Below are 22,318 nucleotides of genomic sequence, written 5' to 3' on the forward strand. Positions count from 1 at the left end.
AGGTCAAACGTGTCAGATACCGCGATTCTGGAAATCGTCGAACTTGCCGATGGAGAGGTGGTGCTGCGCCCGGCCGAGGCGAGCAGCGAGCCACTGGTATCGATCCGCTTCTCGGAAGAAGCGGTCGAGCTGCTGCGACGCAGCCGCTTCGACGTGGCTCGCGAGATGCTCGATCACGCCATCACGCGTTCGCACCTGTGGGAAGGTGACGATGATGACGGCGCCCTCGATGAGGTCACCACGGTCCACTGACGTGGCTTGCTCGACGTTCGGTCATCCTGGTGACCACACACGAGTTGTCCCTCGGCCTGCGCCTCGAAGAGCGTCGGCAGCTCGCTACTCTTTCCACAGCCCAACTCGTTCCACCGCCCAACAACAATACCCGATGCCACGGAAACCGGGAGAGGAGTCTCATGGCGCACCAACTGGAAAACGCACAACGGTCGACCCAGATCGATCTCGACAGCGATGCCATTGTCGAGGCGCGCCGTGATCTGGCCGCTTGTTTTCGCATGGCAGCGAGCCTTGGCATGGGGGAGGGGATCTGTAACCACTTTTCTGCTGTCGTGCCCGGTCGCGACGACCTGTTCCTGGTTAATCCTTACGGACTTTCATTCGATGAGGTGACGGCCTCTTCGTTGCTGATCTGTGATTTCGAGGGCCACGTGGTCGCAGGGGACGGTATGCCCGAGGCGACGGCATTCTTCATTCACGCGCGTCTGCATCTGGGCAAGCCGAGCGCCAGAGTCGCCTTCCATACGCACATGCCCAATGCCACGGCGTTGACCATGACAGCCGGGGAGCCATTGCTTTGGGCGGGCCAGACCGCATTGAAGTTCTACGACCGCACGGCGGTGGACGAAACGTACAACGGACTGGCGCTGGATGCTGACGAAGGCGATCGCATTGCACAAGCAATGGGGGAGGCGGATATCCTGTTCATGCGACATCATGGCGTCATGGTGACCGCCCCGACGATCGCCGAGGCGTGGGACGATCTCTACTATCTCGAGCGCGCTGCGGAGGTGCAGTTGAAGGCAATGAGCTCTGGGCGCGAGGTAATTCCCGTCACTCGAGCACTGGCGGAGCGGACAGCGGCACAGATCCGCGCCGAGGATGCCGAAAGTGCGCGGCTGCATCTCGCGAGCGTTCGCCGCAGGCTAGCGAAAACCGGCTCCGATTTCGCGAGCTGAGTCGGTTTCCATGGCGGCGCTGGTCGTCCCCATTGCGCTACACGCTTACCGCATCCACCTGATCTACCTCGATGGTTTCGGCTTACTGCGTCAGGCCCGCGACCAGCGCAGCGATGATGGCGATGGCGAGTGTCGTCAGAGCGGTGATCAGCAGTCCGCGTCGTCGAGTGGCGCTGAAAGTGAAGAACGTCGCGAACGCGATGGTCATGGAGAGTACCGAAACTACCCAAGCAAAATTGGCCATCGGCGGTGGGGCTCCTGTTTCGAAAAAGACGCTGGCGAACGCAAGGCCCGGTCCGTAACCGTAGTGTGACGGACCATGAACAGGCTCTCGCATCGTCGGCAAGATGACCGAATGGGTCGGCGGCATTATACAGGTCATGGCGCGAGCTGCAGCGCCGCTGACGTTCGATGCAGTGCGATTGACGCTCGATTCAGGGCTGCTGACGCTTAACGTGGTAAAAGGAGGCGCGAGCATGCGCGATACCTCGCGGGCTGAACATGCCTGGCCCGCAACCGAGAGCGGTGCCCTTAGGCTATCCACGGCTGTCGCTGGCGTGATCGGCGCGGTAGCGCTGACGGTTTCCGTGCTGAGCGGATCTCAGGCAATTCTGCTGGACGGGCTGTTCAACGCCATCTACGCCGTCGTGGGGATTTTCACGCTACGTGTCGGGCGCATGGTCGTGGCACCTGACGATGACACTTATCCCTTCGGTTATGCCTATTTCGAGTCCCTGGTGAACGCGGTCAAAGGGCTTCTGATGCTCGGCGTGTCGGTGCTGGCGCTCTACAACGCCGGGGTGACGCTGGCGAGCGGTGGCAGTGCGATTTCGGCAGGGCTATCCATTGTCTACGCATTCGCGGCGACCCTCGGCTGTGCTGCGACCGCGCTCGTGCTGCGGCGGGTGCGCGATCGGTTGGCGAGCCCGCTGGTCGACGCGGATATCGAAAATTGGCAGGTCAACGCGCTGATCTCGGCATCGGTGCTGCTGGCGTTCTGTCTCATCCCCGTCGCCCGCTGGGTCGGTTGGGACCCGGTCGTGCCTTATGTCGACTCTCTGCTCGTGATCGTGGTCGTGCTGCTATGTCTGGGCGTACCGGTGCGCATGGCGCGGCGCGCGCTGCGAGAGCTGCTCAATCGGGCGCCAGCGGCCGCGCTGGCCGATCCGGTTCGTGCCAGCATCGAGGCGACTCTCGCGCCGCTTTCGCCGGTGGCGGTGCACGTGCGCATGGTGCGGCCGGGCAGGCTGCTCTACGTCACGGTACACGTGGTGATCGAGCAGGGCGCGTCGCTCGATATCGCCGCTGCCGATCGCTTTCGTGAACGGCTCGATACCGGCGTGAGGTCGCTGATCTCCCCGGTCGTCGTCGATGCCGTGTTCACGGCGGAAAGCCGTTGGGCGGCGCCCACCGCCGGTCTCTGATCTTGCCGGCGGGGGCACGGTTGCGGATGCCGTCAGTGCAGTTTGGTCAGCCGTAGCTCGGCCACGTGAGCCGGCGGCAGGAAGGAGTCGGCGCGGGCCTCTTCCCAGTAGTTCTGAAATACCGTGTGCTGACTGTTGCCGCCAAGCAATTCCTCGGGCTTGAGAAAGGTGAAGAGCTTGTCGTAGGACTGGATCTCGTCGCTCGAGACCCGCCGGATGATGTGCTCAGGACCCAGTTCGCTCGGGTGCTGCAGCCCGGCAGCGGCGAGCATCTCGGCCAGCCCCTTGAGCGTGTTGCGGTGGAAGTTGTAGACACGCTCGCTCTTGTCGCTGACGTCCAGGTGCCGACTGCGCTTCGGGTCCTGGGTTGCGACGCCGCTCGGGCACTTGTCGGAATGACAGGATAGGGCCTGGATGCAGCCGAGCGAGAACATGAAACCGCGAGCGGCATTGCACCAGTCGGCACCGAGCGCCAGCGTCCGTGCGATGTTGAACCCGGAGGTGACCTTGCCCGCGGCCCCGATGCGAATCTCCTGGCGGAGCCCGACACCCAGCAGCGTGTTATGAACCAGCATCAACGCTTCCGTCAACGGCACGCCCAGGCGGTTGATGAACTCCAGCGGCGCCGCGCCGGTACCGCCTTCGCCCCCATCGACGACAATGAAGTCGGGTCGCTGCCCGGTTTCCCGCATCGCCTTGACCATCGCGAACCACTCCCACGGGTGACCGATCGCCAGTTTGAAGCCAACCGGCTTGCCGCCAGACAGCTCACGCAGCCGGCCGATGAAGCTCATCAGCTCCAGTGGCGTGGAAAACGCGCTGTGCGCGGCTGGGGAGACGACATCCTCACCCATCGCGACTTCTCGCGCCTCGGCGATCTCCGGCGTCACCTTGGCCGCCGGGAGAATCCCGCCGTGGCCGGGCTTGGCGCCTTGCGAGAGCTTGATCTCGATCATCTTGACCTGCTCGTCGCGCGCATTGGCGGCGAAGCGTTCTTCGTTGAAGGTGCCGTCGTCATTACGGCAACCGAAGTAACCGGAACCGATCTCCCAGACGAGATCGCCGCCATGAATCCGGTGATAGCGCGAGATCGAGCCCTCGCCGGTGTCGTGATAGAAGCCGCCTTTACGCGCGCCGGCGTTGAGCGATTCGATCGCGTTGGCGGAAAGCGATCCGAAGCTCATCGCCGAGATGTTGAAGACGCTGGCGGAGTAGGGCTGGCTGCAGAGGCTGCCACCGACGGTGATGCGGAAGTCGTGGCTGTCGATATCGGTCGGGCGCAGCGAGTGATTGACCCACTCGTGGCCGGGCGCGTACATGTCCAGTAACGAGCCGAACGGCTTCTTGTCGCTCTCGTTCTTGGCTCGCTGATAGACAACGGCGCGCTGCTCGCGAGAGAAGGGGCGTTCGTCCAGATCGGACTGAATGAAGTACTGACGGATTTCCGGGCCGATCGATTCGAGAATATATCGGAAGTGGGCGAGAATCGGGTAGTTACGGCTGATCGTCCGGCGTCTCTGACGGATGTCGTGCAGGCCGAGCAGAAAGAGGCCGCCGAATATCACGACACCCAAACGCCAGGCGGCGTCGAAGGCGAGCCCGATGACGGAGACGACAAGAAGAAAGGCAACGCTGAAAAAGGTGATATTGCGCGAGGGCAGGCGAGAAAGGCCCTTGGTATCGATCATGCGGATATCGGCTCCTGGCTGGGACGGTCGCGGTGGAAGCCACCGCGGCCGTCCAGCATAGACCAGCGTGCGAGGATGACAAACTGTCGCACCTCCGCTAGCCGATCCGCGCGGGTCTTACTTGAAGCGCGGGAACTCGCCGGCTTTGAGACGCCGCATGTAGCTCTTGTAATCCGCCTTCACCTCGCTGGCAAACCAGTAGAGGCCGATGATGTTCGGGATCGAGCAGGCGAACAGCATCGCATCCGAGAAATCGACCACCGCGCCGAGGCTCATGGTCGCGCCCAGCACCGTGAAGATGATGAAGATGATCTGCATGATCAGGCTCACCCGGGGCGTCCGCCCGAACAGATAATTGCCGGCGAGAACGATGTAGTAGGAGTAGGCGAGGATCGTCGAGAAGGCGAACAGCACGACCGCGATCGCCAGGACCAGCGGAAACCACGGTAGCGCCGAACCGAAGGCCTGGGACGTGAGCTGCACGCCGCTGATATCGCCAGCGCCGTCATAAACACCCGAGACCACGATGACTAGCGCCGTCATCGTGCAGATCACCACGGTATCGATGAACGGTTCGTGGAGGGCGACGATGCCTTCGGTGATCGGTTCGTCGGTCTTGACCGCGGAGTGCGCAATGGCAGCCGTACCGATACCGGCTTCGTTGGAGAACGTGGCGCGACGAATGCCCTGGATCAGGGCGCCGACGAAGCCGCCGGCGACCCCTTCGGGAGAGAACGCGCCGCCGATGATCTCGGAGACGGCATGGGGGATGCGATCATAATGGATGATCAGCACGACGAAACCCGCCAGCAGATAGATGATCGCCATGCCCGGCACCAGCTTGTCGGTCACACTGGCGATGCGCTTCACCCCGCCGATCGTCACGATTGCCACCAGCGCCGCGACGATGATCCCGAATAGCCATGCCTTGTCGGCGAAGAAGCTGGCATCCTGACCCGTCACTGCCAGCACCTGCTGGTAGGCCTGGTTGACCTGGAACATGTTGCCGCCGCCGATGGCCGCGCCGATGATCATGAGCGCAAAGAAGGCGGCGAGAAACTTGCCGAATCCCGGCATGCCCCGGCGTGCGAAATTGCGGCTGAGATAGCGCATGGCGCCGCCAGAGACCGAACCGTCTTCGTTCTCGATCCGGTATTTGACCCCGAGCGTGCACTCGACGAACTTGCTGCTCATGCCGAGCAGCCCCATGACGATCATCCACACCGTCGCGCCTGGCCCGCCGAGCGAGATGGCGACCGCCACACCGGCGATATTGCCAAGCCCGACGGTGCCCGACAGCGCCGTTGCCAGGGCCTGGAAGTGAGAGATCTCACCGGCCGATTTCGGGTCGGTGTAGGTGCCTCTCAGCAATTGAAAGGCGTGGCCGAACGAACGCAGGTTGATGAAGCCGAAATAGACGGTGAAGAAGGCCGCCGCGACGCCCAGCCACACCACGATCAAGGGGAGGTCGACGCCGGCAACCGGCACCGAAAAGAAGATGATGGCGGCCACAGTGTTCGCCACCGGCCCGATAATGGCATTGATGGCCGCATCGATGCCGCTCTCGGCTTCCTGGGCATGGGCCATGGGGACCCAGCCGAAGGCCAGGAAAAGAGCGAATACCATTCGCAGCATGGGAAGACTCCTGCTCGTTGAGTTGTGATTGTCGAGCGGCGTGCGTCGAAGCGTGGCCTGGCCTCTTCTGCGGAGGCGCCGGCAATTGGGTGTCGTCGCAGGCGAGCCCGTTCAGGGCACGACCATGACGGGAATCGGAGAGACCTGAACCAGGTGACTGGTGGTGCTGCCGAAGATCAGATTGAGCGGCGAGCGCCCCTGCCGGCCGACATAGATCTCGTCGGCGGAGATCTCCTTGGCATAATCGATCAACAGTCGTGAAGGGTGTCCGTAGCGAATCTCGCCACTGACGTCGGCGCCTTCCTGCATCAGCCCTGCGAGCAGCGGCTGCATGATGCGCGTGTCGACTTCGGCCATTTCTCGCTTGCGATCGGCGCTTCGGCTATCGGCCTCCTGCGCGGTGTAGATCTTGTAGGGCGACCAGTCGATCACGTACAGCACCACCAGCTTCGCTGGCATCGTCTTGGCCCGCTCGGCGGCGAAGCGAGCGGCACGTGCGCTCCCTTCGCTGCCATCGACGCCGACAAGGTAGGTTTGCGTCATGTCGATCTCCTTGTTGTTATGCCACGCTGTCGTGAACGTTCAACGCGAGGGTCTCGCAGGGGCGTAGATCGCGATTGAGCCTTAATTGATATTGAACAAAAGTGGAAAAATCGCAAACCACGTTCGTTGACAGGTCGTTGATCGTGACCGGGCCGACGCCAGGCGTCGGTAACGCTTTGCAACAACGTGGAGATTTTTCGAGGGATTTTCAAAAACCTGACGCCAAGCGTTCAGGTTTGCGCTGCATCGCGCCACACTGGAGCGCAACGCTCATCATCTATCGCAAGGACTGCCCACGCGTGCGACACCACCGATCGTTTCTCCGTATTCGCCTTCTGCTGCTGATCCTCCACCTTTACGTCGGCTGGCGCCTGATTCCGGATCTGGCGGTGGGGACGATCGGTTCGGCGCTTCTCGGTGCGTATCTGGTAGCGAGTGCGCTGCTGATTCCGCTGGTGGTACGGGTCACTTGGCTCAACGGGCGTTGGCTCGCCTGGCCCGTGGCGATAATGACTGGGCTATTTTCGTTTCTGCTTGGCTTTACCCTGGTCCGTGATGTCGTGCTGGGCGTCTGGGCCGTCGCGGGGTCGCCATCGACCGCCATCCTCACTTCAAGCGCCTGGCTGGTGCTCGTGGCAACGCTCATGCTGGCTGGCTACGCGCTCTGGCAGGGCCGGCGTCTGCCCCCGGTGGTCGAAGTCGACGTGGCGCTGGAAACTCTGCCCGCAGGTCTAGACGGCTTCACGATCGTGCAGCTCAGCGATCTCCACATCGGGCCGACCATCAAGGGCGGTCATCTCCGTCGAATCATCGAGCGCACCAACGCGCTGTCCCCGGATCTGGTTGCGATCACCGGCGACCTGACCGATGGGCGGGTGGATGAATTGATGCCCGAGCTCGAGTCGCTGTCGCGCATCGAGGCGCGTCATGGCACGTTCTGCGTCACCGGAAACCACGAGTATTACAGCGAGGCGGAGGCCTGGGTCGCCGCGTTTCGCCGTCTCGGGCTGCGTGTTCTGGTCAATGAATTCGCGCTCCTCGAACACGATACAGACCAGTTGGCGGTTGCCGGTATCACCGACCTCACCGCCGGCTACTACGTCGACCGTCACCGCAGCGACCCGACGCAGGCAGCCGAGGGCATGCCGCAGGGCATCCCTCGCATTCTGCTGGCGCATCAGCCCAACTCCGCGCCCGCGGCTGCGCTCTCGGGTTTCGATCTGCAGCTATCCGGTCACACCCACGGCGGCCAGATCTGGCCCTGGAGCCTTCTGGCCAGACGCGCCAATCGGTTTCTCGCCGGGCTGGGCAGAGAAGGGCGAATGTGGGTCTACACCAGCCGCGGGACGGGTTACTGGGGACCGCCGATGCGTCTCGGTGCGCCCTCGGAAATTACCCGAATACGCCTGCGGCAGGCGGAAGGTGCGTCCATCGCGCAGACGTGAGGGCACGCATCGAAATGACGTTAAATCCAGGATAAAGACAAAGGATGACATCATGTTCGATTCGACGGAGCGCTGGGTTCTCGGCGTGGTGGTGACGATCTGTTTTTTGTTGCTGATCGGCTATGCGGCGCACTTCTATCGCTCGACCAAGACCTACGCCGATTACAACGTCGCAGGCCGCTCGGCTTCGCTGTTTCCGATGATTCTGACCATCGTGGGTACCGCGATCGGTGGCTCGGTATTGCTGGGGGCGATGAGCCAGGGCTATGTCAGCGGCCTGGGGCAGATCTGGTTACCGGGGTCATTCACCGTGACCAGCATCCTGTTGGCGGTTTTCTTTCTGCGGCGCATTCGCGAGGTGGGGGACGCTCACGACATGGTCTCGATCGCGGATTTCACCGCACTGCGATTCGGCAATGGCGCCCGTATCCCGACGATCATCAGCATCCTGTGCGCCTACTGCGCCATTACCGGCATGCAGTTCGTCGCCATCGCCACGATTCTCCATCTCGTTTTTGGTCTTAGCACCACCATGGGAATCTTGATCGCATGGCTACTGCTGACGCTGAAGACCTATCTTGGGGGGCTGAAGGCGGTCATCTGGTCAGACGCGGTGCTCGGCACGCTGCAGACCATCGCGGTCGTCGTGCTGCTGGTAGTGGTCTATCACCGGTTGGGAAGCTGGAGCGATATCGAAAGCCTGGCAGCCGCGAGAGGACAGGCCGACATGCTGGCATGGAGTGGAATTCCCATGCAGGAGTTGGCGGTCCTGTTTCTTACCATCGGTGCCTATCAGTTCGTACGCCAGGATCTCTGGCAGCGGATCTGGGCTGCGAAGAGCCTTCCCACAATTCGTTGGGCCTACTGGATCGGGCTCATCGTGGCGTTTCTGACCGGTGCCGTGGTTGTGGTGCTGGGCACATTCGGGGCAGTCGGCCTGGACCTGGATCTCGCTGATCCTGGCCTTGTCTATTACGCCATCATTCAAGAGGTTTTGCCGCTACCGCTGGTGGCATTGATGATCGTTGCGTTGCTCTCCACGGTGATCTCCTGTGCGGACTCGTTTTTCATTGCGGGCGCATCCTCGATCGCCAATGACATCATACGCCCGCGTCTCAAACGTACCGACGAGCGCACACTGCTGCGATACAGTCGGCTGTCGGTCGTCATCATGTCGTTGATCGCACTGGCACTGGCGCTTTATCTACCCAATCTGGTCCAGATGTGGATTCTCGGATCCGCCATGTTGGTATCCGGACTACTGGCGCCGGTGCTCGCTGCGCTGGTCTGGCCGCGTCTGGCGCCCGTGGCAGGACTGACGTCAATGTGGACCGGTCTGGCGGTGGCGATACTCTGGCAGGTGACTGGCCAGCCCTTCGGCTGGCATCCGGTGTTTGTCGGCCTGCCGGTGTCGATCCTCGCGCTGGCGGTGGGCGCGCTGATGGCGCGGCCTGCCGAATCGCTCGAGGCTTCGTGAGACACGCAGTCCGCTTCTCATGCAGCCTTGGCTTTGCGGTTGAGCGTATCGAGCAGTTCGTCGATTCGCTGAAAGCGGGCTTCTTCTTTCTCCATTTCGCCGGTGAAGCGCAACGTGTCGGCGCCGTCGAGCTTGTAGCGTGCCGGCTGACGCTGGATCAGTTCGACCAGCGTCATCGGATCGACCTGCGGGTCGGCGCCAAAGATCACGCGGCCTCGCTCGGCGCCGGCCTCGAGTTTGGCGATCCCCAGCCGTTCGGCACGCTGACGTAGCCGGGTCTGACGGAACAGCGTCTTGAGTGGCGCCGGCAGCAGTCCGAAGCGGTCGATCATCTCGACCTGCAGCTCCTTGAGCTCGCCTTCGTTGGCGGCGCTGGAGATGCGCTTGTACATGATCAACCGCTGCTGGATATCGGGCAGATAGTCGTCCGGGATCAGCGCCGGCAGGTTGAGACTGATCTCGGTGCCGTCGTCCAGCGGCGCTTCGATGTTGGGCGTCTTGCCGGCGCGAATCGCTTTCACCGCGCGATCGAGCATCTGCATGTAGAGGCTGTAACCGACCGTCTCCATCTGGCCGCTCTGCTCGTCGCCGAGCAGCTCGCCGGCACCGCGAATCTCCATATCATGACTTGCCAGCGTGAACCCGGCACCGAGGTCATCGCTTTGCGTGATCGCTTCCAGCCGCTTGATGGCGTCCTTGGTCATCGCCTTGGGCGGCGGTGTCAACAGATAGGCGTAGGCCTGGTGGTGGCTGCGCCCGACTCTTCCGCGTAGTTGGTGAAGCTGAGCCAGGCCGAACTTGTCGGCGCGCTCGATGACGATGGTATTGGCGCTCGGCACGTCGATGCCGGTCTCGATGATGGTCGAGCAGACCAGTACGTTGAAACGCTTGTGGTAGAAATCCGACATTACCCGTTCGAGCGCGCGCTCCGGCAATTGGCCATGGGCGACTCCGACGCGTGCGTCGGGCACCAGCTCACGCACCTTGTCGGCGGTGGCTTCGATGGTCTTGACCTCGTTGTGCAGGAAATAGACCTGGCCGCCGCGCAGAATCTCCCGCAGGAGCGCCTCCTTGACCACCGCTTCGTTACGCTGCTGCACGAAGGTTTTGACCGACAGGCGTCGTGCCGGCGGTGTCGCGATGATCGAGAGATCGCGGATACCGTTCATGGCCATGTTGAGCGTACGCGGGATCGGCGTGGCGGTGAGCGTGAGAATGTCGACTTCGGCGCGCAGTTGCTTCAGGCGCTCTTTCTGCGAGACGCCGAAGCGGTGCTCCTCGTCGATGATCATCAGTCCCAGGTTGGGCGCCTTGAACGACTTCGACAGGAGTTTATGCGTGCCAATGACGATATCGGAACGCCCCTCGGCGATGCGCTGCATCGCGTCGCTCTCTCCCTTGCCGCCGGTGAAGCGTGAAAGCATTTCGATCTGCACGGCGGTGTCGGCGAAGCGGTCACGGAAATTGTCATAGTGCTGCTGGGCGAGCAGGGTGGTCGGAACCAGCACGACCACCTGGCGACCGGTGTTGACCGCCAGGAAGGCTGCACGCATGGCAACCTCTGTCTTACCGAAGCCGACGTCGCCACAGACGACGCGGTCCATTGGTCTTGGGGCGGTCATGTCGGCGATGACCGCCTCGATGGCGGCCTGCTGATCCGGTGTCTCCTCGAAAGGGAAGCTCGCGGCGAAGCGTGCGTACTCCTCACCGGGTTCGTCGCAGGCAAAGCCCTCTCGGGCCTCACGGCGGGCGTAGATGTCCAGAAGCTCCGCTGCGGTGTCCCGGACCTTTTCCGCGGCCTTGCGTTTGGCCTTGTCCCAGCTGTCGGAACCGAGTTTGTGCAGGGGCGCGAGTTCGTCGCTGGCGCCGGCGTAGCGTGAGATCAGCTGAAGGTTATCGACCGGCACGTAGAGCTTGGCCCCCCCAGCGTATTCGAGCGCGAGAAACTCTGCCGCCTGCCCACCGGCGCTGATCGTCTCGAGGCCCTGATAACGGCCGACGCCGTGGTGCTGGTGGACCACCGGCGAGCCGGGCTTGAGCTCGGAAAGGTGACGCACGGCGAGCTCGTTGTCGTCGGTCGCCTTGGCGCGGCGGCGGGTCTGACGCACGATCTCGCCATAAAGCTCCGTCTCGGTGATGATCGCCAGCGCAGGGTCGCCCAGCCACAGGCCTTCATCGAGGGCACCTTCGGTGATCGCCACCGGCAGCTCGCTGGCGAGAAACGTCTGCCAGTCATCGACGTGCGAAATATGGCGCCGTAGTGGCGACAGGGTCTCGTCGAGGGCTTCACGCCGACCGCGAGACTCGGCCACGAACAGCACGCGCACATCGCGGTGGCTGTCGAGAAACTGCTCGAGACGATCCAGTGGGCGCTGGGCGCGCGCGTTGATGGCGACTTCGGGTGGCGGCTGTGTCGCGCTGGCCAGCGTCGACCTCGAGTCGGTATCGCGGATGAATTCGAGGCGCGGGTGGCGCTTGATCGCGGCGAACGCTTCGGCCACCGGCACGAAGGCCTTGACCGGTGGCAGCAGCGGTCGGGTGGGATCGACGCCGAGGTTGTCATAACGGCTCTCGATCGCCCGCCAATGATGCTCGGCGGCCTCGAAGACGCCTGGCAGCAGGGCGACGCGTGTGTCGTCGGCGAGGTGCTCGAACAGGGTGGCGGTCTCCTCGAAGAACAGCGGCAGATACTGTTCGAGACCCGGTGATGGAATTCTCTTGATCGCGTCGACATACAGCGGGCACTGGCGCGGGTCGACGTCGAAAAGGGTTTCGAAACCCTCGCGAAAACAGGCGATGGCCGAGCGCGATAGTGAGTACTCGTGCGCCGGCAGCAGTTCGACTCGCTCGATCTTTTCCTGAGAGCGCTGGGTGTCGGGGTCGAAGCGGCGCAGGGAGTCGATGTCGTCATCGAACAGGTCGATGCGCAGCGGGGCGTTCGTGCCCATGGGATAGAGGTCGATCAAGGCGCCGCGCATGGCGTACTCGCCGGGTTCGTAGACGGTCTCCACGGCGCGATAGCCAGCACGGGAGAGGCGCTCGCGAAAGCCCTCGCGGTCGAGCTTGTCGCCGGTGGCGAGTGTCAGCACGCGCCCGGCGACGTAATCGCGCGGCGGCAGGCGCTGCATCAGGGTATTGATCGGCACCAGTACGATGCCCTGGGTTCCTTCCTGTAGCTCTCGCAGGGTGCGAAGACGGGAAGAGACGATGTCCTGATGCGGTGAAAAACTGTCGTAGGGCAGCGTTTCCCAATCAGGGAAAGGCATCACCGGCACTTGGGCATAGAAACGCAGCGCGCTCTCGAGACGCTGCGCGCTGGCGGTGTCCGGCGTAATGACGAGTAGCGGCGCGTCATCGGCCAGCCGCGCGAGTGCCAGGGCGCTGGCACTACCGTGGGGCAGCTGACAATAGGTGATCTCTCGCGTGCCGGTCGGCAGCGGCGGGGCAAGCGGTGTGAAGTGCGACATGGGCCTTTCGACGAACGAGTTTGCGTGCACGGATGATAGCAGGCTACGCGGGCTTGCGGGGCGCGAGCGTCATCGGGCGGGGCGGGGATCGGCAATATTCGACTTTTGTAGTGAAACTACACCGTTTGCGACTACGCGGAGATTGCGGCGCTTTTCATAGGGTGCGGATAATACGGCAGTTTTTGCACGAGACGATCCGCGCACGGATCCGACCGATTCCCGCGAACCCGATGATCCGAGGGCCCGAACGTGAGTCAGGAACAGCTCGATAACGTCTTCCAGGCGTGGCAGGACAACGAAACCCGCGCAGAGGAGATGATTCCGCTGCTGGGCAAACTCTACCGCCAGTACAACGTCATCCCGTCGCTCTACGGCCGCTCGCTGATCAATCGCTCGGTCACCCGCATTCTCAAGAACCACCGCTACGTGAGAAAGGTCGAAGGTACCGAGCTTTCGGTCGCGGATACGCTGCCCATGGTGCGCGCGATGACCGAGCTCGACCTCGGACCGGCGCACATCGATATCGGTCGCCTGGGTGTCGCTTTCAAGAATGCCGGCGAGAGCGACGTGGTGGCGTTTCTCAAGCGGGAACTGGCCGATATCGTGGGTCGTCATGATGCCAGCGGCATGGGCGGCGAGCCACAGGATGTCGTGCTCTATGGTTTCGGTCGCATCGGCCGGATTCTTGCCCGTATCCTGATCGAGAAAGCCGGCGGCGGGAATCTGCTGCGGCTGCGAGCGATCGTGGTGCGCGGCAGCGGCGACGATCTCGAGAAGCGTGCAAGTCTGCTGCGACGCGACTCCGTTCACGGGCCATTCTCCGGCTCGATCGATGTCGACACCGACAATCACGCGCTAATCGCCAACGGCCATTACATTCAGATCATCTACGCCAACTCTCCGGCCGAGATCGACTACACCGCTTACGGCATCGATAACGCCATTGTGGTCGACAACACCGGCAAGTGGCGCGACCGGGAGGGGTTGTCTCAACATCTCGAGTCCCGTGGCGTGGCCAAGGTGCTGCTGACGGCGCCGGGCAAGGGCGATCTGAAAAACATCGTCTGTGGCATCAATCACGGGGATATTGCCGCCGATGACCGCATCGTCTCCGCGGCGTCGTGCACGACGAACGCCATCGTACCGGTGCTGAAGGCGGTCAACGACGAGTTCGGCATCCTTCATGGCCATGTCGAGACGGTGCACTCCTACACCAACGACCAGAACCTGATCGACAACTACCACAAGGGGGATCGCCGGGGGCGCAGTGCGGCGCTCAACATGGTGTTGACCGAGACCGGCGCGGCCAAGGCTGTCTCCAAGGCGCTTCCGGAACTTTCCGGCAAGCTGACCGGCAACGCGATCCGCGTGCCGACACCGAACGTGTCGATGGCCATTCTGAATCTGTCGCTGGAGCGCGAGACCGATCGAGACTCGCTCAACGAGTACCTGCGCCAGATGGCACTGCACTCGCCGATGCACAAGCAGATCGATTACGTCGACTCCCCGGAGGTCGTCTCGTCCGATTTCGTTGGCAACCGTCATGCGGGTGTCATCGACGCCAAGGCGACGATCGCGGATGGCAAGAACGCCGTGCTCTATGTCTGGTACGACAACGAATTCGGCTACAGCTGCCAGGTGGTGCGCATCCTGCAATCGATGTCGCACGTGCATCATCGCTATCTGCCACTGAGTCCTTGAAGCGAATTTCACCGCCGAACGTTAGACTTTAGTCTTGTATAAGCCCCGGTTCTGCCGGGGCTTTTTCGTGGTCGGGAGGGGCATGGCCCTGGCCGGCGAGTGGTCTTTCGAGGCGCGTATCTTTATAATGGAGCGCGATTTTTAGGTGCGGTCCATGTGGCAATGGGTCGCAGAATCCATTTCAGGTCTGATAAGTAAAGCTTTCGAAGACCGTGACGTCGTTTCGTCCACGGCGATGCTGCTGGATGCCGGACGTCCATCGACTCTTTCCTTGCGTACATCAGATTCGATAACTGGGCGAGACTATGATCGAAGTCAAACGAGGCCTGGATCTGCCCGTGACCGGGGCGCCTGAGCAGCGTATCGACGAGGGGCGCCGCGTGCGTCACGTCGCGCTGCTCGGAACCGACTACGTCGGCATGAAGCCGACAATGGAGGTTCGCGAGGGCGATCGCGTCAAGCGTGGACAGGTCTTGTTCACCGATAAGAAGGTCGAGGGCGTTCGCTTCACGGCGCCCGGCGCCGGTGAGGTCGTCGCGATCAATCGGGGTGAGAAACGTCGCCTGCTGTCTGTGGTGATCAAACTCGACGACGACGAGCAGAGCGAGAGCTACACCGCGCATGGGGCCGACGCCCTGGCATCATTGACGCGCGAGCAGGTCGTCGCGCAACTGGTCGAATCCGGGCTGTGGACGGCCCTGCGCACGCGTCCTTTCTCGCGCACGCCGGGACTGTCCGAGGTGCCGGCTGATCTTTTCGTCACCGCGATCGATACCCATCCGCTCGCTGCCGACCCGCGCGTGATCATCGAAGCCGAGAGCGACGCCTTCCGCCAGGGGCTCGAGGTGATACGGCACCTGACGTTGGGCAAGGTCTTTGTCTGCCGGCAGGGTAGCGCCGCGCTGCCGGGCGACGATCTCGAGGGCGTGCAAGCCGAAGGGTTTGCAGGGCTGCATCCGGCAGGTCTGGTCGGTACGCACATTCACCATCTCTCTCCGGTCGGGCTCCAGCGTCAGGTTTGGCATCTCGACTGTCAGGACGTGATCGCCATCGGCAAGCTTTTCGTCGAAGGGCGGTTCGATCCGACGCGAATCGTGGCGGTCGGCGGGCCGCGGGCGAAGCAACCTCGACTGCTGCGCACCCGTCTGGGTGCCAGCAGTGCAGAGCTCCTCGAGGGCGAGATCGATCGCGCCGACGATACCCGCGTCATTTCCGGCTCGATATTCGGCGGTTTGCAGTGCGAAGGGTCCCGGCAGTATCTCGGACGCTTTCATCGCCAGTTCTCGCTGATCGAAGAGGGTAACAAGCGTGCCTTCATGGGTTGGCTCTCGCCGGGTCGCAACCGTCATTCGGTAATGGGTATCTATGTTTCCCAGTTTCTCGGGCTGCCCAAGTACGCACCGAATACGTCGACCAACGGTTCCGAGCGCGCGATGGTACCGATCGGTGCCTACGAGAAGGTGATGCCGCTGGATATTTTGCCAACGCAGCTGCTGCGTTCGCTGATCGTCGGCGACATCGAGACCGCGATGCAGCTCGGTTGCCTGGAGCTGGATGAAGAGGATCTGTCGCTCTGCACCTACGTGTGCCCGGGTAAGTACGAATATGGCCCGATTCTGCGCGACAACCTGACCATGATCGAGAAAGAGGCCTGATGATGGGGATTCGCAACACGCTCGACAAGCTGGAGCCTCATTTCGAGAAGGGTGGCAAGTACGAGAAGTTCTACGCCCTCTACGAAGCGGTGGATACGATCTTCTATTCGCCGCCCAGCGTGACCAAAAGCATGACGCATGTGCGTGACGGGATCGATCTCAAGCGCATCATGATCACCGTCTGGATGTGCACCTTCCCGGCGATGTTCTTCGGCATGTACAACGCCGGCTATCAGGCAAACCTGGCGATCGCCGACGGATTCAGCGCCTTCGGTGGCTGGCGCGAGGCGATCACCATGGCGCTTGCCGGGAGCCATGATCCGGGCAGCGTCTGGGCCAACTTCGTGCTGGGCGCCACCTACTTCATTCCCATCTATTTCGTCACCTTCGTGGTCGGCGGTTTCTGGGAGGTGCTGTTCGCGGTCAAGCGCGGTCATGAGGTCAACGAAGGCTTCTTCGTGACATCGGTGCTGTTCGCGCTGACGCTGCCGGCCACCATCCCGTTGTGGCAGGTGGCGCTCGGCATCAGCTTCGGGGTGGTGATCGGCAAGGAGATCTTCGGTGGCACGGGCAAGAACTTCCTCAACCCCGCGCTGACCGGCCGCGCCTTTCTCTACTTCGCCTACCCGGCGCAGATCTCCGGTGACAGCGTCTGGGTGCCTGCCGATGGCTACACGGGTGCGACCGCGCTCTCCAATGCCTCGCTGAACGGTATGGATGGCCTGCATCAGCAGTACAGCTGGGGGGACGCGTTCTTCGGCTTCGTCCAGGGCTCGCTGGGTGAGACCTCCACGCTGGCCATTCTGATCGGTGCAGCCGTGCTGCTACTCACGCGAATCGCCTCTTGGCGGATCATGGCGGGCGTCATGCTGGGTATGATCGTGACTTCGTCGCTGTTCAACTTCATCGGTTCGGACAGCAACCCGATGTTCGCGATGCCGTGGTACTGGCACCTGGTGCTCGGCGGCTTCGCTTTTGGCATGGTGTTCATGGCGACCGATCCGGTATCGGCCTCGATGACCAACCCGGGCAAATTGATATTCGGGGCGCTGATCGGCGTAATGACGGTGCTGGTTCGCGTGGTCAATCCGGCTTTTCCGGAGGGGATCATGCTGGCCATTCTGTTTGCTAACCTGTTCGCACCGTTGATCGATCACATCTTCGTGCAAGCCAATGTCAAGCGGCGCCAGAAACGCCTGGCTGCGGTCGCCCCGGCGACGCCGGCTGACACGGCTGCGATGCCCGCCGAGAAGGAGGCCGTCTGATGGCGAGCAACAACTCGATCAAGAAGACGCTCATCGTCGCGTTTTCGCTTTGTGTCATCTGCTCGGTAGTCGTTTCGTCGGCCGCCGTGGTACTCAAGCCGCGCCAAGTTCAGAACCAGGAGCTAGACCGCAAGAGCAATATCCTGCAGGTCACTCAGCTCTACAAGCCGGGTGACGACGTCGAGGAGAAGTACGCCGAACTGATCACCCCGCGTGTCGTCAATCTCGAGACTGGCGAGTACTCCGAAAGTCTCGATCCGCAGACCTTTGATCAGTTCGATGCGGCCAAGGATCCGGCAACCTCGCGTACGCTATCGGGTGATGACGACATCGCCGGCATCGGTCGACAGGAAAACTTCTCCACGGTCTACCTGGTCGGTGATCCCGAGAATCCCGACCAGATCGTGCTGCCGATTCGCGGGCAGGGGCTTTGGGGCCTGATGGAAGGTTTCTTGTCGGTCCGCGGCGATGGCAATACTATCGTGGGGCTCTCCTACTATGATCAGTCGGAGACGCCGGGGCTTGGCGGAGAGGTGGACAACCCCCGCTGGAAAGCCAAGTGGGACGGCAAGAAGATCTACGAGAACGGGGATTATCAGGATCCTCAGATTCAACTCGTGAAGGGTGGTGCCAGCGGCGAATACGAAGTCGATGCGCTGTCCGGAGCCTCGCTGACCAGTCGAGGTGTCACCAATATGTTGCGGTTCTGGCTGAGTGATGAGGGCTACGCCCCGTATCTCGCCCGATTCCACGACGATTCTCAAGGAGGTGCGTGAAGATGGCTAACGACTCCGTCAAAGACGTCGTCCTGTCACCGGTCTTCAAGAATAACCCCATTGCCCTGCAGGTGCTGGGCATCTGCTCGGCGTTGGCGGTGACCAACTCCATGAGCGTCTCGTTGGTCATGGGGCTGGCGGTCATCGCCGTGACGGCGTTCTCCAGCATGTTCGTCTCGCTGATCCGCAATCATATTCCCTCGTCGATTCGCATCATCGTACAAATGACGATCATCGCCTCGTTGGTCATCGTGGTCGATCAGGTGCTGCGCGCTTACGCCTACGATATGTCCAAGCAGCTTTCGGTCTTCGTTGGGCTGATCATCACCAACTGCATCGTGATGGGGCGTGCCGAGGCTTATGCCATGCAAAACGGCCCTGTCATGAGCTTTCTCGACGGTGTCGGCAACGGGCTCGGCTATGCCGTCATTCTGCTGGTGGTGGGCTTCATCCGCGAGCTTCTTGGCTCCGGCAGCGTCTTCGGCCTGACCATCCTGCCGACGGTGCAGAATGGCGGCTGGTACGTGCCCAATGGCCTGATGCTGCTGCCGCCTTCGGCATTTTTCGTCATCGGTCTGCTGATCTGGGGGCTGCGTACGTTGAACCCGGACCAGATCGAGAAGACGGAATACCGCATCGTTGCCAACAGCAAGGCCAAGATCAAGGAGACCGCCAATGTTTGAGCACTATCTCAGCCTCTTCGTGAAGGCGGTCTTCGTCGAAAACATGGCGTTGGCCTTTTTCCTGGGCATGTGTACGTTTCTGGCCGTCTCCAAGAAAATTTCCTCGGCAATCGGTCTGGGTATCGCGGTCATCGTGGTGCTCACCATCACGGTGCCGGTCAACAACTTGATCCTGAACTATCTGCTCAAGGCCGGCGCCCTGAGCTGGACCGGCCTTGATGGGGCGGAAAACATCGATCTGAGTTTCCTGGGGTTGCTCAGCTATATCGGCGTCATCGCGGCGATCGTGCAGATCCTGGAGATGTTTCTCGACAAGTTCGTGCCGGCGCTTTACAACGCGCTTGGCGTGTTCCTGCCGCTGATTACCGTCAACTGCGCCATCATGGGGGCTTCACTTTTCATGGTGCAACGCGACTACACCTTTGGTGAGTCCGTGATCTACGGCGCCGGTGCCGGTGCCGGTTGGGCGTTGGCGATCATGGCGCTTGCCGGTATTCGCGAGAAGCTCAAGTACAGCGATGTCCCGGGCAGTCTGCAGGGGCTCGGCATCACCTTCATCACGGCGGGTCTGATGTCGCTGGGCTTCATGTCCTTCTCCGGCATTCAGCTTTGACGCGAACGTAATCAGGGAATAGGAAAACCGACATGGTCGATACATCCATCATCGTGCTCGGCGTCGTCATGTTCACCGTGATCGTGCTGGGTCTGGTGGCCGTCATACTGGCCGCGCGTTCGCGGCTGGTCAGCAGCGGCGACGTGGCCATCGAGATCAACGGCGACCCCGGCAATACCGTGACGACCCAGGCCGGTGGCAAGCTGCTGCAGACGCTGGCGGCCAATGGCATCTTTCTGTCTTCTGCCTGTGGTGGTGGCGGCTCCTGTGCGCAGTGTAAGTGTCGAGTGACCGACGGTGGCGGCTCGATCCTGCCGACCGAAGAGTCTCACTTCACGCTGCGCGAGAAGAAGGAGGGCTGGCGCCTCTCCTGTCAGGTACCGGTCAAGCAGGACATGAAGATCCGCGTCCCCGACGAGGTCTTCGGCGTCAAGAAGTGGGAAACCGAGGTCACTCGGAACCCCAATGTCGCGACTTTCATCAAGGAGCTGAATCTCAAGCTGCCGGAAGGTGAAGAAGTGGCTTTCCGTGCTGGTGGCTACGTTCAGCTGGTGGCGCCGCCCTACGACGTGAAGTTCTCCGATTTCGATATCGAGGAGGAGTACCGCGGCGACTGGGAAAAATTCAAGTTGTTCGATGTCTCCCACAAGAACGACGAAGAGGTGATTCGCGCCTACTCGATGGCGAACTATCCCGAAGAGAAGGGGATTCTCAAGTTCAACATCCGTATCGCGACGCCACCGCCCAATTCGAGCCATCCGCCGGGACTGATGTCGACCTACGTCTTCAGTCTGAAACCTGGTGACAAGGTGACCGTCATGGGTCCCTTCGGCGAGTTCTTCGCCAAGGACACCGACGCCGAGATGGTGTTCATCGGTGGTGGTGCGGGCATGGCGCCGATGCGTAGCCACATCTTCGATCAGCTCAAGCGGCTGAAGTCGTCACGCAAGATGTCGTTCTGGTACGGCGCTCGCTCCTGGCGCGAGACCTTCTACAACGATGAGTACGATCAGCTCGCCGCGGAGTTCGACAACTTCGATTGGCATCTTGCGCTTTCCGATCCTCAGCCAGAAGACAACTGGGAAGGGCCGACCGGGTTCATTCATAACGTGCTCTACGAGAACTACCTCAAGGATCACCCGGCGCCCGAGGATTGCGAGTATTACATGTGCGGACCGCCGATGATGAACGCGTCCGTCATCAAGATGCTGACCGATCTGGGTGTCGAGCCGGAGAACATCATGCTGGATGACTTCGGCGGATGACCTCGCGGGAGACACGCTGGATGGCAGGGCCAACCCTCAGGGGGTTGGCCCTGCTGCTGTTGGCGGCGGTACTGCTCGTCGGGTTGTCGGGTTGTGAGCGAGAGGCCCAGTCTTACCGGCTCGAGGGGCCGATCTTCGGGACCGGCTTCCATATCACCTTCTACGGTGATTACAGCGACGCCCGGCTCGACGAGATCGAGCAGGCGGTCAAGCAGTCGCTGGATAAGGTCGACCACCTGATGTCGACCTACAAGCCCGACTCTGAGCTCTCTCGTTTCAATCAGGCCCCGGTCGGCGAGCCGTTCACGCTCTCGCCGGAGACAGCGGAGGTGGTGCGCGAAGCGATTCGTGTCGGCGATATTTCTCGCGGAGCGTTCGACGTCACTGTCGGTGCCGCGGTCAATCTATGGGGGTTTGGCCCCGACAAGCATCCGGATCGTATCCCGTCGGATGACGAGATCGCGTCGGCTTTGAAGGAAGTCGATTACCGATCGCTCAAGCTCGATGGCAATCAGCTGACCAAGACCAAGCCGGTCTATGTCGATCTTTCCGGTATCGCCAAGGGCTATGGTGTCGATCAGGCCGCAAGGGCGCTGGAGGCACAGGGGGTGAAGCACTATCTGGTCGAGGTCGGGGGAGAGATTCGTACCAAGGGTACCAAGCCCGGTGACAAGCCCTGGCGTATTGCCGTGGAAAAGCCGGTCTCGAACGAACGTAGCGTGCAGCGTATCATTGAGCTGGACGATTCTTCGGTCGCGACCTCGGGCGACTATCGCAACTATTTCGAGGAGAACGGCAAACGTTATTCTCACACCATCGACCCGCGGACGGGCCGGCCGATCACGCACCATCTCGTTTCGGTGACCGTGATCACGAAGGATTGCATGACGGCCGATGCGCTGGCGACGGCCATCGACGTGCTCGGTCCGCAGGGCGGTCTCGACATGGCCGAGCGTGAAAATCTGGCGGTCTATCTGATCGTCAAGACCGATCAAGGCTTTGAAGCGAAAGCCTCGAAGGCTTTCCAACGGTATCTCAAGCGTTCCGATGAGGAGGTTCCATCATGACGATCTGGATTCTCGTATTTGCCATCATGCTGCTGCTGATGACCGGGATGGCCATCGGCGTCATTCTGGGGCGTAAACCGATTGCCGGCTCCTGTGGCGGCCTCAATAACCTGGGGTTGAAGGGCGGCTGTGAAATCTGCGGTGGCAACGACAAGGTCTGCGAAGAGGAGAGCCGCAAGAACGTTACCAGTGCTCGTCGCCGTAGCGACGAGAATCGCGGCGCCGACCTGGGCTACAACGCGGTCAAACGCTAGGCCTTCAGACACCGGGCGCTGTCGCGCTCGCGGCGGCCCGATGATTCGCGCTCGCGCCAGAGCAGAGCTCCAGAGCTTTGCCCGATGGCGAGCGACCGGCCCTGCCGAGGTCCGACATCCAACCCGTGTCCGAGATCTCACCAGTCATCAGTCGAGGAGACAGCGAA

Annotated in this window: 19 protein-coding genes; 14 read left to right on the forward strand and 5 right to left on the reverse strand. The window is 61.7% G+C overall.

Annotated elements, in window-relative coordinates:
* The first annotated feature begins 9 nt into the window (after positions 1–9).
* A complete protein-coding gene (locus IE125_RS00690; protein ID WP_189442674.1) occupies positions 10–252 on the forward strand; it encodes a hypothetical protein in 243 nt (80 codons plus the stop codon).
* A 44-nt stretch (positions 253–296) separates the two neighbouring features.
* Positions 297–1,193 carry an aldolase gene (locus IE125_RS00695; RefSeq protein ID WP_229808855.1) on the forward strand — a complete coding sequence of 299 codons (897 nt, stop codon included), beginning with the start codon at positions 297–299 and terminating at the stop codon, positions 1,191–1,193.
* Positions 1,194–1,275: 82 nt separating this feature from the next.
* On the opposite strand, the gene IE125_RS00700 is transcribed toward IE125_RS00695, so the two are convergent.
* Complete coding sequence (locus tag IE125_RS00700; protein WP_189442675.1) at positions 1,276–1,437, reverse strand: hypothetical protein; 162 nt, start codon at positions 1,435–1,437, stop codon at positions 1,276–1,278.
* Between the two features lie 232 nt (positions 1,438–1,669).
* Here IE125_RS00700 and IE125_RS00705 point away from each other — a divergent pair, with 232 nt between their 5' ends.
* On the forward strand, positions 1,670–2,617 hold the full coding sequence (locus tag IE125_RS00705) for a cation diffusion facilitator family transporter (RefSeq protein ID WP_189442676.1): 948 nt from the start codon (positions 1,670–1,672) through the stop codon (positions 2,615–2,617).
* A gap of 32 nt (positions 2,618–2,649) precedes the next feature.
* Here the strand turns inward: IE125_RS00705 and IE125_RS00710 are convergent, their stop codons facing one another.
* The 3 genes from IE125_RS00710 to IE125_RS00720 form a co-directional block, all read right to left on the reverse strand.
* Complete coding sequence (locus IE125_RS00710; RefSeq protein ID WP_189442677.1) at positions 2,650–4,305, reverse strand: FMN-binding glutamate synthase family protein; 1,656 nt, start codon at positions 4,303–4,305, stop codon at positions 2,650–2,652.
* 117 nt (positions 4,306–4,422) lie between these two features.
* A complete protein-coding gene (locus tag IE125_RS00715) occupies positions 4,423–5,940 on the reverse strand; it encodes an alanine/glycine:cation symporter family protein (protein ID WP_189442678.1) in 1,518 nt (505 codons plus the stop codon).
* Positions 5,941–6,051: 111 nt separating this feature from the next.
* Entirely contained in the window at positions 6,052–6,483 is a 432-nt protein-coding gene (locus tag IE125_RS00720) for a universal stress protein (RefSeq protein ID WP_189442679.1), read from the reverse strand.
* A 299-nt stretch (positions 6,484–6,782) separates the two neighbouring features.
* Between IE125_RS00720 and IE125_RS00725 the strand changes: the two genes are divergently transcribed.
* Positions 6,783–7,928, forward strand: coding sequence for a metallophosphoesterase (locus IE125_RS00725; RefSeq protein WP_189442680.1), 1,146 nt, complete (start codon positions 6,783–6,785; stop codon positions 7,926–7,928).
* Positions 7,929–7,980: 52 nt separating this feature from the next.
* Complete coding sequence (locus tag IE125_RS00730; protein ID WP_189442681.1) at positions 7,981–9,405, forward strand: sodium:solute symporter family protein; 1,425 nt, start codon at positions 7,981–7,983, stop codon at positions 9,403–9,405.
* Positions 9,406–9,422: 17 nt separating this feature from the next.
* Here IE125_RS00730 and mfd read toward each other — a convergent pair whose 3' ends face one another.
* A complete protein-coding gene (gene mfd, locus IE125_RS00735) occupies positions 9,423–12,872 on the reverse strand; it encodes a transcription-repair coupling factor (RefSeq protein ID WP_189442682.1) in 3,450 nt (1,149 codons plus the stop codon).
* Between the two features lie 249 nt (positions 12,873–13,121).
* On the opposite strand from mfd, the gene IE125_RS00740 reads away from it, so the two are divergent.
* The 9 genes from IE125_RS00740 to nqrM all read left to right on the forward strand — a co-directional run bounded on the left by IE125_RS00740 (position 13,122) and on the right by nqrM (position 22,151).
* Positions 13,122–14,573, forward strand: a complete 1,452-nt coding sequence (locus tag IE125_RS00740; RefSeq protein WP_189442683.1) for a glyceraldehyde-3-phosphate dehydrogenase — start codon at positions 13,122–13,124, stop codon at positions 14,571–14,573.
* Positions 14,574–14,878: 305 nt separating this feature from the next.
* Positions 14,879–16,228, forward strand: coding sequence for a Na(+)-translocating NADH-quinone reductase subunit A (locus IE125_RS00745; RefSeq protein ID WP_189442684.1), 1,350 nt, complete (start codon positions 14,879–14,881; stop codon positions 16,226–16,228).
* The gene (locus tag IE125_RS00750; protein ID WP_189442685.1) at positions 16,228–17,493 is read left to right on the forward strand and encodes an NADH:ubiquinone reductase (Na(+)-transporting) subunit B; all 1,266 of its coding nucleotides are present in this window, start codon (positions 16,228–16,230) and stop codon (positions 17,491–17,493) included. Before IE125_RS00745 ends, IE125_RS00750 begins: the two co-directional genes overlap by 1 nt.
* Complete coding sequence (locus tag IE125_RS00755; protein WP_189443162.1) at positions 17,490–18,269, forward strand: Na(+)-translocating NADH-quinone reductase subunit C; 780 nt, start codon at positions 17,490–17,492, stop codon at positions 18,267–18,269. Before IE125_RS00750 ends, IE125_RS00755 begins: the two co-directional genes overlap by 4 nt.
* 2 nt (positions 18,270–18,271) lie before the next feature.
* Complete coding sequence (locus IE125_RS00760) at positions 18,272–18,952, forward strand: NADH:ubiquinone reductase (Na(+)-transporting) subunit D (protein ID WP_189442686.1); 681 nt, start codon at positions 18,272–18,274, stop codon at positions 18,950–18,952.
* Positions 18,945–19,565, forward strand: coding sequence for an NADH:ubiquinone reductase (Na(+)-transporting) subunit E (nqrE, locus tag IE125_RS00765; RefSeq protein WP_189442687.1), 621 nt, complete (start codon positions 18,945–18,947; stop codon positions 19,563–19,565). The genes IE125_RS00760 and nqrE overlap by 8 nt, the downstream gene beginning before the upstream one ends.
* A gap of 32 nt (positions 19,566–19,597) precedes the next feature.
* Positions 19,598–20,830 (forward strand): NADH:ubiquinone reductase (Na(+)-transporting) subunit F, encoded by a 1,233-nt coding sequence (gene nqrF, locus IE125_RS00770; RefSeq protein WP_189442688.1) that lies wholly within the window; start codon positions 19,598–19,600, stop codon positions 20,828–20,830.
* 20 nt (positions 20,831–20,850) lie between these two features.
* Positions 20,851–21,897, forward strand: coding sequence for an FAD:protein FMN transferase (locus IE125_RS00775; protein ID WP_189442689.1), 1,047 nt, complete (start codon positions 20,851–20,853; stop codon positions 21,895–21,897).
* Positions 21,894–22,151, forward strand: coding sequence for a (Na+)-NQR maturation NqrM (gene nqrM, locus IE125_RS00780; protein WP_189442690.1), 258 nt, complete (start codon positions 21,894–21,896; stop codon positions 22,149–22,151). The genes IE125_RS00775 and nqrM overlap by 4 nt, the downstream gene beginning before the upstream one ends.
* Positions 22,152–22,318 lie beyond the last annotated feature (167 nt).

Source organism: Salinicola rhizosphaerae (assembly GCF_014652715.1).
GTDB lineage: Bacteria > Pseudomonadota > Gammaproteobacteria > Pseudomonadales > Halomonadaceae > Salinicola > Salinicola rhizosphaerae.

Excerpts from the sequence above, each read along its gene's own strand:
- IE125_RS00700 (WP_189442675.1), bottom strand. The coding sequence starts at position 1,437 with ATGGCCAATTTTGCTTGGGTAGTTTCGGTACTCTCCATGACCATCGCG.
- IE125_RS00705 (WP_189442676.1), top strand. The coding sequence starts at position 1,670 with ATGCGCGATACCTCGCGGGCTGAACATGCCTGGCCCGCAACCGAGAGC.
- IE125_RS00710 (WP_189442677.1), bottom strand. The coding sequence starts at position 4,305 with ATGATCGATACCAAGGGCCTTTCTCGCCTGCCCTCGCGCAATATCACC.
- IE125_RS00715 (WP_189442678.1), bottom strand. The coding sequence starts at position 5,940 with ATGCTGCGAATGGTATTCGCTCTTTTCCTGGCCTTCGGCTGGGTCCCC.
- IE125_RS00720 (WP_189442679.1), bottom strand. The coding sequence starts at position 6,483 with ATGACGCAAACCTACCTTGTCGGCGTCGATGGCAGCGAAGGGAGCGCA.
- IE125_RS00730 (WP_189442681.1), top strand. The coding sequence starts at position 7,981 with ATGTTCGATTCGACGGAGCGCTGGGTTCTCGGCGTGGTGGTGACGATC.
- mfd (WP_189442682.1), bottom strand. The coding sequence starts at position 12,872 with ATGTCGCACTTCACACCGCTTGCCCCGCCGCTGCCGACCGGCACGCGA.
- IE125_RS00745 (WP_189442684.1), top strand. The coding sequence starts at position 14,879 with ATGATCGAAGTCAAACGAGGCCTGGATCTGCCCGTGACCGGGGCGCCT.
- IE125_RS00750 (WP_189442685.1), top strand. The coding sequence starts at position 16,228 with ATGATGGGGATTCGCAACACGCTCGACAAGCTGGAGCCTCATTTCGAG.
- IE125_RS00760 (WP_189442686.1), top strand. The coding sequence starts at position 18,272 with ATGGCTAACGACTCCGTCAAAGACGTCGTCCTGTCACCGGTCTTCAAG.
- nqrE (WP_189442687.1), top strand. The coding sequence starts at position 18,945 with ATGTTTGAGCACTATCTCAGCCTCTTCGTGAAGGCGGTCTTCGTCGAA.
- nqrF (WP_189442688.1), top strand. The coding sequence starts at position 19,598 with ATGGTCGATACATCCATCATCGTGCTCGGCGTCGTCATGTTCACCGTG.
- IE125_RS00775 (WP_189442689.1), top strand. The coding sequence starts at position 20,851 with ATGGCAGGGCCAACCCTCAGGGGGTTGGCCCTGCTGCTGTTGGCGGCG.
- nqrM (WP_189442690.1), top strand. The coding sequence starts at position 21,894 with ATGACGATCTGGATTCTCGTATTTGCCATCATGCTGCTGCTGATGACC.